Source organism: Streptomyces sp. NPDC005483 (assembly GCF_040606035.1).
In the GTDB taxonomy this organism is placed as follows: Bacteria; Actinomycetota; Actinomycetes; order Streptomycetales; family Streptomycetaceae; genus Streptomyces.
Window position 1 is genome coordinate 22,864 of record NZ_JBEXEA010000063.1, and the last position, 7,513, is coordinate 30,376.

At 70.9% G+C, this 7,513-nt stretch carries 7 protein-coding genes and 1 pseudogene; 4 read left to right on the forward strand and 4 right to left on the reverse strand.

Annotated features, from left to right (window positions below):
- Positions 1-141 precede the first annotated feature (141 nt).
- Positions 142-1,284: a DUF2235 domain-containing protein gene (locus ABZT06_RS47885; RefSeq protein ID WP_355755630.1), complete on the forward strand. Its 1,143-nt coding sequence runs from the start codon at positions 142-144 to the stop codon at positions 1,282-1,284.
- On the opposite strand, the gene ABZT06_RS47890 is transcribed toward ABZT06_RS47885, so the two are convergent.
- Complete coding sequence (locus tag ABZT06_RS47890; RefSeq protein WP_355755632.1) at positions 1,256-2,479, reverse strand: MFS transporter; 1,224 nt, start codon at positions 2,477-2,479, stop codon at positions 1,256-1,258. The genes ABZT06_RS47885 and ABZT06_RS47890 overlap by 29 nt on opposite strands.
- A 71-nt stretch (positions 2,480-2,550) precedes the next feature.
- On the opposite strand from ABZT06_RS47890, the gene ABZT06_RS47895 reads away from it, so the two are divergent.
- Both ABZT06_RS47895 and ABZT06_RS47900 read left to right on the forward strand, forming a co-directional pair.
- Positions 2,551-3,555 (forward strand): winged helix-turn-helix domain-containing protein, encoded by a 1,005-nt coding sequence (locus tag ABZT06_RS47895; RefSeq protein ID WP_355755634.1) that lies wholly within the window; start codon positions 2,551-2,553, stop codon positions 3,553-3,555.
- Positions 3,552-4,055: a glutathione peroxidase gene (locus tag ABZT06_RS47900; protein ID WP_355755636.1), complete on the forward strand. Its 504-nt coding sequence runs from the start codon at positions 3,552-3,554 to the stop codon at positions 4,053-4,055. The genes ABZT06_RS47895 and ABZT06_RS47900 overlap by 4 nt, the downstream gene beginning before the upstream one ends.
- A 269-nt stretch (positions 4,056-4,324) precedes the next feature.
- Here the strand turns inward: ABZT06_RS47900 and ABZT06_RS47905 are convergent, their stop codons facing one another.
- From ABZT06_RS47905 to ABZT06_RS47915, 3 genes are all read right to left on the reverse strand, one after another.
- Entirely contained in the window at positions 4,325-4,516 is a 192-nt protein-coding gene (locus tag ABZT06_RS47905) for a DUF397 domain-containing protein (RefSeq protein ID WP_355755639.1), read from the reverse strand.
- A 202-nt stretch (positions 4,517-4,718) separates the two neighbouring features.
- Complete coding sequence (locus ABZT06_RS47910) at positions 4,719-5,588, reverse strand: helix-turn-helix transcriptional regulator (protein WP_355755641.1); 870 nt, start codon at positions 5,586-5,588, stop codon at positions 4,719-4,721.
- A gap of 350 nt (positions 5,589-5,938) precedes the next feature.
- The gene (locus ABZT06_RS47915; protein WP_355755643.1) at positions 5,939-6,697 is read right to left on the reverse strand and encodes a GPP34 family phosphoprotein; all 759 of its coding nucleotides are present in this window, start codon (positions 6,695-6,697) and stop codon (positions 5,939-5,941) included.
- A gap of 235 nt (positions 6,698-6,932) precedes the next feature.
- Here ABZT06_RS47915 and ABZT06_RS47920 point away from each other — a divergent pair.
- Positions 6,933-7,513 (forward strand): annotated as a pseudogene (locus tag ABZT06_RS47920) (D-alanyl-D-alanine carboxypeptidase); the annotation flags it as partial.

Genomic DNA, 7,513 nt, shown 5'->3' on the forward strand with positions numbered 1-7,513 from the left:
CCGGTCTGCCGCCGGGCCTGCCGCCGACCCGCCGCCGGGCCCGCCGCCGGGCGCCGAGTTGCGGGTCGGCGCGGTCCCTGCGGTACTGGCTGTATCTACCGAGCAGTCGCGCGGTCCTCTCTACAGGGAGAGGAGACGAGGATGGCCAAGCGTCTGGTGGTCTGCTGCGACGGGACCTGGAATCTCGCCGACCAGCCGAGCAAGACGAATGTCGCCAAGGTGGCCCTGGCCGTACGGCGACGCTCCGCTGCCGGAACGGAACAACGGGTGTACTACCACAGCGGGGTCGGCACGAACCGGAGGGAACGGTTGCGCGGCGGGGCCTTCGGGGTGGGCCTGTCGCGCAACGTGCTCGACGCGTACCGCTTCCTGATCCACACCTACGAACCCGGGGACTCCCTGTACCTGTTCGGGTTCAGCCGGGGCGCGTTCACCGCGCGCAGTCTGGCCGGTCTGGTGCGCAACTGCGGCATCCTGCGCCCCGAACAGGCCGACCGCATCGACGAGGCGTGGGCGCTGTACCGCAGCCGCGCCGACAAACCGACCAGCGTGGCCGCGACGCTGTTCCGCGGGGCGTACTCGTACGAGACGGAGATCCGTTTCGTGGGCGTGTGGGACACGGTCGGCTCCCTGGGCATCCCGGTTCCGGCGCCCGGGTTCCTCCAGCCGCTCGTCGACCGCTTCAACCACCGCTGGGCCTTCCACGACACCACCCTCAGCAGGTACGTGAACGGCGCCTTCCAGGCCCTGGCCGTCGACGAGGAGCGCTCGGCGTTCCCGCCCACCCTGTGGCAGCAGGAGAAGGACGCCCCGAAGCACCAGGAGCTGAGACAGGTGTGGTTCTCCGGGGTGCATCTCTCCGTCGGGGGCGGCGAGAAGGACTCGGGTCTGTCCGACATCACCCTGCTGTGGATGGCGCAGCAGGCCGCCCGGTACGACCTGGATCTCGACCCCGTGGTCCTCAGCGCAAAGGGGCCGGACAGCATGCGCCCGCAGGAGTGCGCCGACTTCGCCGTCCAGCCCGACCCGATGGGCCCGTGGAACCCGTCCCGTAAGGGCTTCTACCGGCTCTTCAAGCCCCTGCACCGCCCTATCGGGCAGGAGAGGGACAAGCAGGGCCTCCTCGTCGGCAACGAGCACCTGGCCGACACGGTCCTGCGCCGCCGCGAGGGCGACCCCGGCTATCGTCCGCCGGCGCTCGAGACCTACCTGAGGGCCTTCGGAGAGGGTGACGTCGATACGGTCCCCCTCGCCTTCAACCACGTGCCCGTCGAGGCTCCGTGAGATCCGGGGTCACGCCGTCCGGGGTCACACCGCCCCCGCCGGGGCGCCTCTCCAGCGCATGGAGCGTCACGGTCACCACGATCGACGCGACCGCCATCAGCGTCATCGCCGTGGCCGGGGACGTCAGTTGGGCCAGGGTGCCGGCGAGAACCGCGCCGACGCCCTGGAGGGCGACCATGCCGGTGGAGTGCAATCCGAGCGCCTGGCCCGCGAGGTCGTCGGGGGTGAGGGCCATCAGGCGTTCCTGGAGGACCAGGCTCGCGGCGAAGCCGACGGAGGCGACTCCGGCGGCCACGACCGACAGCGCCACCGGGGGCCGTAGGACGAAGAACAGGTAGGGCGCGGCCAGCAGCAGGCGCAGCGGGGTCGCGAGACGGGGCCGCAGCGCGGGCGGCACCAGGCGGCCGACCGTCAGATCGCCCACGAACATGCCCAGCGCCCCGCACGCGTACATCGTGCCTGCGGCCTCGGGGGCGTAGGAGACGTAGAGCGAATCGCCGCCGACCACCAGGCCGTTGGGAACCCACAGGCCCAGGTACACCAGGCGGCGGGGGCGGGAGGACCACAGGAGGGCGTTGGTGCGCCAGGTCGCGGAGAAGGACGGGCGGCCGGCCGAGCGCGGCGGGCGGGGCATGATTCCAAGGTGGTTGACGAGAGCGGACGCCACGTAGAAGGCCGCCGCGAGGAGCAGGCAGAGCCGGGGGGTCAGAAGCGCCAGCAGCGCTCCGCCCGCGGCGAAGCCGGTGATCTGGACGAGGCCCCAGAGCATGTTGAAGGCCGAACGGCCAAGGACGTAACCGTCCTTGGGGAGGATCTCGTTCATCAGTCCGCCGCGCACTCCCCCGCCCAGCGAGGCGACCAGGCCCTGGAGGAGCAGGACGACGAAGACCGCCCAGACGGGCAGGCCGGGCAGCGCCAGCACCGCCGTACCCGCCGCGAAGGCGAGGGAGATGACGGTCAGGATCGCGCGCGGGGGCAGCCGGTCGGCGCCGGAGAGCAGGAACGCGGCCCCCAGTAACTGGGCCAGCTGGGGTCCGAACATGCTCACCGCCGACAGCAGCGGGGAGCCGGTGGCCCGGTAGACCAGCGTGCCGAGGGCCAGCCCCCCGATGGTCTGGGCGGCGGCGTGGGCGGCGAAGGAGAGGAGGAAGGGGGCGTATTCCGGGGTGCCCAGAAGGGTGCGGTAGCTGCGCATGCGGGGAGTCTCGGAGCGGGCGGCGGCTGACGGTTAGTGTTTCGCGCGGTCGCGAAACCAAAGGGGGGTTCATGGGCTGGTGGCAGGTCGACGCGGACACCCTGGTCCGCAGCCGGTTCGTGGTCTGCCCGTTCACCGAGACCTTCGCGACCCTGAGGCTGCTGCACACGGGCACCGCCGCCCACCCGGGCGAGGAGACCTGGCTCCGCGCCCACCTGCCCGGCTACCGCGCGCGCCTCGCGGCCGACCCGGTGACCGCGCTGCTCGTGCGCTCCGGGATGGGCACGTCCTGGATCGCCGACTTCCTCGCGCCCCTGCCGCGTGACGGCACGCCCCTGGAGGAGACCCTCGACCGGATCCGGGCGACCGACCCCGCCCAGGCCCGCGCGGACGTCCGTGTCTCCCTCCGCGGCCCGCTGCCCGCCGCGCTGGAACGCGACGACCTCCCCGAGCGGGCGGCCGCGCTCCTCGCCTACGTCTGGACGGCGACCGTACGGCCGTACTGGAACCGTCGGCGGCGCATCCTGGAGGGGGACGTGGTGGCCCGGACCGCGCAGGTGAGCCGGGGCGGCTGGGCGGCCGTCATCGACTCCCTGCTGCCGGGGCAGACGCGCTGGATGGGCGACAACCGGCTCCAGGTGAACCGGTACGAGCGCCCGCCCCGCGACATCCGCGGCGCCGAACTCGTCTTCGTCCCGGTCACGCCGGGGCGCGGCTGGGCGACGTGGGAGGAGCCGGGCCGGTACGCCCTCGTCTACGGCTGCGCGGGCGCCCTCGCCGACCCGGGCGCCCGGAGCGTGCCCGCGAGCCTCGGCACACTGCTCGGCGCCGGCCGGGCCCGGGTGTTCGTCCTGCTGGACTCCCCGCTGAGCACCAGCCAGCTGGTCGCCGTGACCGGGCAGGGGCTGGGGTCGGTGGGACGGCATCTGCGGGTGCTGCTCGACGCGGGCCTGGTGGAGCGGCGGCGGGCGGGGCGGTCGGTGCTGTATGTGCGGACGGCGGCCGGGGAGGTGCTGCTGGCGGCGTCGGGGGCCGGGGCCGGGGATTCACCGGGCGGAGTTAGCATCCGCTCATGACGACTACAGATGGTTCCTCCCCCCTGGACGTCGAGATCGGTGCCCTCACGGGCGGCTCCGCCGACCTCGCGCGGTACGCCGGCAAGGCCGTCCTCATCGTGAACGTGGCCTCCAAGTGCGGGCTCACCCCGCAGTACAACGGGCTGGAGAAGCTCCAGGAGCGGTACGCGGAGCGGGGCTTCACCGTGCTCGGCGTGCCCTGCAACCAGTTCCTCGGGCAGGAGCCCGGCAGCGCCGAGGAGATCGCGGAGTTCTGCTCGGCGACGTACGGCGTGACCTTCCCGCTGACCGAGAAGGTCGACGTGAACGGGGAGGGACGGCACCCGCTGTACGAGCGGCTGGTGGACTTCTCCGACGCGGAGGGCCACGCCGGTGACATCCGCTGGAACTTCGAGAAGTTCCTCATCGGGCGGGACGGGTCGGTCGTGGCCCGCTTCTCCCCGCAGACCGAGCCGGAGTCGGACGACATTGTGGCCGCGGTGGAGGGTGCGCTGGCGTAGCAGGCCGGGTGCGGGTCCGTCGTGGCTGGGTGCCATTCCACGCACTCCTAGAGGTGGGTACCGCTAGGCACGCATGACTGCACCCACTCAGGGGCGCGGGGCTGTGGCGATATGCGGCTCCGCCGCGTGGGCGCGACCAGCCCCCACCGGCCCGCACCCGACGCACAACCCCACGGCTGAAGCACCGCAGGCCCCCTCGGCAAGGACGGCGATCTGGTCGAGAGGGCTCTGTGGTGGTGCGTGTGCAGTTGTAGAGGTGTGGCGTGGTGTCACACCTTGACCGAGGCCACGAAGGCGCTCCACGCGTCGGCGGGGAAGGCCAGCTTGGGACCCTCGGGGATCTTGGTGTCGCCGAGTTCGAGAGCTTCCTCTTCGGTCGACCTCACCATCAGGCACGCCCCGTTGGCGTTGGTGTAGGTGGAGGTCGTCCATGAGTCCAGGTTGCCCAGACGAATTGCCATATTCGCTCCGTAGCCAGATGCGCAGTGTTCGGATTACGCCAACCTTTACTGATCGTTGGCGTGATCGACGCTACTCGCCGACTTCCTCTTTCGGAGCAGCCATTCACTCTTACGGCGGCATATTCCAAGGGACTCTTCCAGACGGACGTGGCCGGGGTGTACTATCCGGCCCGCCCTGTCCGGGAAGCGACTCGATTGCGGTTCACCGGGCATACTCCCGGGCGTACTCCTTGGCGAGATCCTCGATCAGCTGACGTGACTGGTCGACGTTGAGCGCCTGGGCCCTCAAGTGCTCGTACATCACGGTGTACTTCTGCACGTCGTGCGCCTTCTCCAGGTACAGGTCGCTGGTGACACCCTCGATGTAGACGACGCTGGAGTCCGCCGCGTCCGAGAACTCCAGGATGGAGTACTGCCCACTGAGTCCGGGATGGGCGCCGACGTCGAACGGCAGTACCTGCACGGTGATATGGGGCTGCTGGGACATCTCCACGAGGTACTCCAGCTGCTCGCGCATCACCTGCCGGCTGCCGACGACCCGGCGCAGGGACGCCTCGTCCAGAACCACCCACAGCCGCAGGGGATCCCGCTCGGCCACGACCCGGCTCTGCCGCCGCAGCCGGACCTCGACGCGCTTGTCGTTCTCCGTCTCCGTCGCCTCCGGCGCACCGCCGCGCACGATGGCCTCGGCGTACGGCCGGGTCTGCAACAGGCCGGTGATGATCTGGGGTTCGTACACCCGCAGCGACTCGGCGTCGGTCTCCAGACCGATGTAGACGCTGTACGGGATGTCCCCGAAGGCATGCCACCAGCCCTGCTGCCGCGAGTCCTTGGCCATCTGCATCAGGGAGTCGACGATGCGCTGGTCCTCGACCTCGTACACCCCGCACAGGTCGCGGACGTCGCGCTGGCTGATGCTGCGGCGGCCGTTCTCCAGCCGGCTGATCTTCGACTGTGACACGAGCAGCCGCTCCGCCACCTCTTCGGCCGTCATGCCCTTGAGCTCGCGGAGCCTGCGCAGCTCCTGGCCCAGTCGGCGCCGCCTGACGGTGGGATTGACATTGGACGCCACGGGACGTGCACCTCCGGCTGCGTGCCTCGTTCTTGACTTTGCGTATCTGCTGTTGAGCAGACTGCCACCAAGGTGCTTATTTCCGCTGGGAAACGGTGTATATGCGCTGCGCGCACGTCAGTTGAGGGCTCCTCGTCCCGACAGTGCCCGGACATGCGGCCGCGCGGGGCGTCGGAACCCGACGACGTCCGATGTACGGACGTGCGGTTCCGTCGCCCCGCGCGGACCAGCGGCTCCCGGACCGGTCTCTGGGGACTGACGGTGCGGCGGCTGAGTGGTGCGTGGTGCGGGTCGTGCGTGGTGCGGTCATGCGGTCGTGCTGCCGGCGGTGTGTGCCGTGGAACTGCGGCTCAGTGAGCCACGGCGCGCGCCATCGGGCCTCGGCGCGGTTGCATCGGAACACCGCGAGCGGGTTCCGGCGCGGGCCTGGCTCCGGGGGCGGCCTGACGGCCGACCGGTGGTGCCGGGCTACGACGTGGCTGTGCCGCCACGCCGTTCTGGACGTCCATCACGGCGTGCGCGACGAGTCCGCCCATCGGGTCGTGCCTGATCAGGTCCCGCAGCCGGGAGCGCGAGGAACGGCCCTCGTTGCCCGGATACAGGTGCTTGCCGAGGCCGACCGCGTGTGCCAGGGCGGCGAGCGCCGCGGTCCGCGGGTCCGGCGGTACGCCGGTGCGGATCGCCGAGTCCAACCGGGCCTTGATCTCCCGGCTGATCTCGTTGTCCGTCGCCTGGTAGCGAGTCGTCGGCAGCACTCCGCACATCTGACCCGCCACGGCATGCACCATGCCGCACCGCTCCAGATGCGAGAGGTAGGTCTGGCGGAGCCCCAGTCGCGGCCCGCCGATCCAGTTCACTGCCCGCACGGGAGCGCCACGCCTTCGCAGCAACTCCAACGCGCAGTCCAAAGTCGGATCTCCAGTCGGCCGTGGGGCTACCACGGCGATACGATCCCCGTCTGGGGCTATCCGTCCGGCCAGCGCCAGCTCCACTAGCTGTGCTCCGGCCAGACCGAGGTCGAGCGACTGCGGCTGTGCGGTGGTACCCGTGGTCGGGTCCAACGCCAGCAGCAGAAGCTCTTCCGGAATAGTTCTGCGGCTCCTGCCCATCCATGCCTCCCCGCGTGGATGAAAGACAGGGTGACCCCTCTCACATTGGTCTGTCGAGGGTGCGTGACCTGTTTGTAGTGGAACCGGTAGGTATGTCGTTCTCGTCTACCGCTTGGGACAGGGCCACACACAGGACACTGGTACATGGTTCGGACAGCGTGGTGTGGCGGTTGCCCGGGCGGCGATTCAACGGTTCGGCAGACGCAGGGTGACGGATACCGATCACCTGCGGCACATGGAGGAGGCATCGGTGGCGGGCGAGTCCCCCGACAGGTCGAAGCAGCGCGAGTCGTCGGGTGAACCGACGCCGGGGAGCGCGAGTCCGGTTCCCGAGGCGAGGAGTTCCGCCCGTGATCCCCGGCTCGCGGTGGCACGCGAGTCCATCTCCCTCGGAGGCGTCGACACGGCCACGAGGATCTTCTCGGTACGTGACCTCCCGAAGCCCCCCGAGGGCGCCGACGAGAGCCCCGCAGAGGCCGCGACGGACGGTTCCGGGTCCACGGACCCCGAGGACACGCCCCCGGCCACGGAGAAGGGCCCTGAGGCCCCCGCCGGGACCAAGCCCACGGACGCCGCCCCGGACACGCCGGCGGGGGCGGGGGACTCCGGTGCGGCGGAGGGCTCGGGTGACTCCGGTGCGGCGGCGGCCTCGGGTGACTCCGAGACGGCCGAGGGCTCGGACGACTCCGGTGCGGCCGAGGGCTCGGGTGACTCCGAGACCGCCGAGGGCTCGGACGACTCCGGTGCGGCCGAGGGCTCGGGTGACTCCGAGACCGCCGAGGGCTCGGACGACTCCGGTGCGGCCGAGGGCTCGGG

Bases quoted from the DNA above. Each gene is read 5' to 3' on its own strand.
- ABZT06_RS47885 (WP_355755630.1), top strand. From the start codon at position 142: ATGGCCAAGCGTCTGGTGGTCTGCTGCGACGGGACCTGGAATCTCGCC.
- ABZT06_RS47890 (WP_355755632.1), bottom strand. From the start codon at position 2,479: ATGCGCAGCTACCGCACCCTTCTGGGCACCCCGGAATACGCCCCCTTC.
- ABZT06_RS47895 (WP_355755634.1), top strand. From the start codon at position 2,551: ATGGGCTGGTGGCAGGTCGACGCGGACACCCTGGTCCGCAGCCGGTTC.
- ABZT06_RS47900 (WP_355755636.1), top strand. From the start codon at position 3,552: ATGACGACTACAGATGGTTCCTCCCCCCTGGACGTCGAGATCGGTGCC.
- ABZT06_RS47905 (WP_355755639.1), bottom strand. From the start codon at position 4,516: ATGGCAATTCGTCTGGGCAACCTGGACTCATGGACGACCTCCACCTAC.
- ABZT06_RS47915 (WP_355755643.1), bottom strand. From the start codon at position 6,697: ATGGGCAGGAGCCGCAGAACTATTCCGGAAGAGCTTCTGCTGCTGGCG.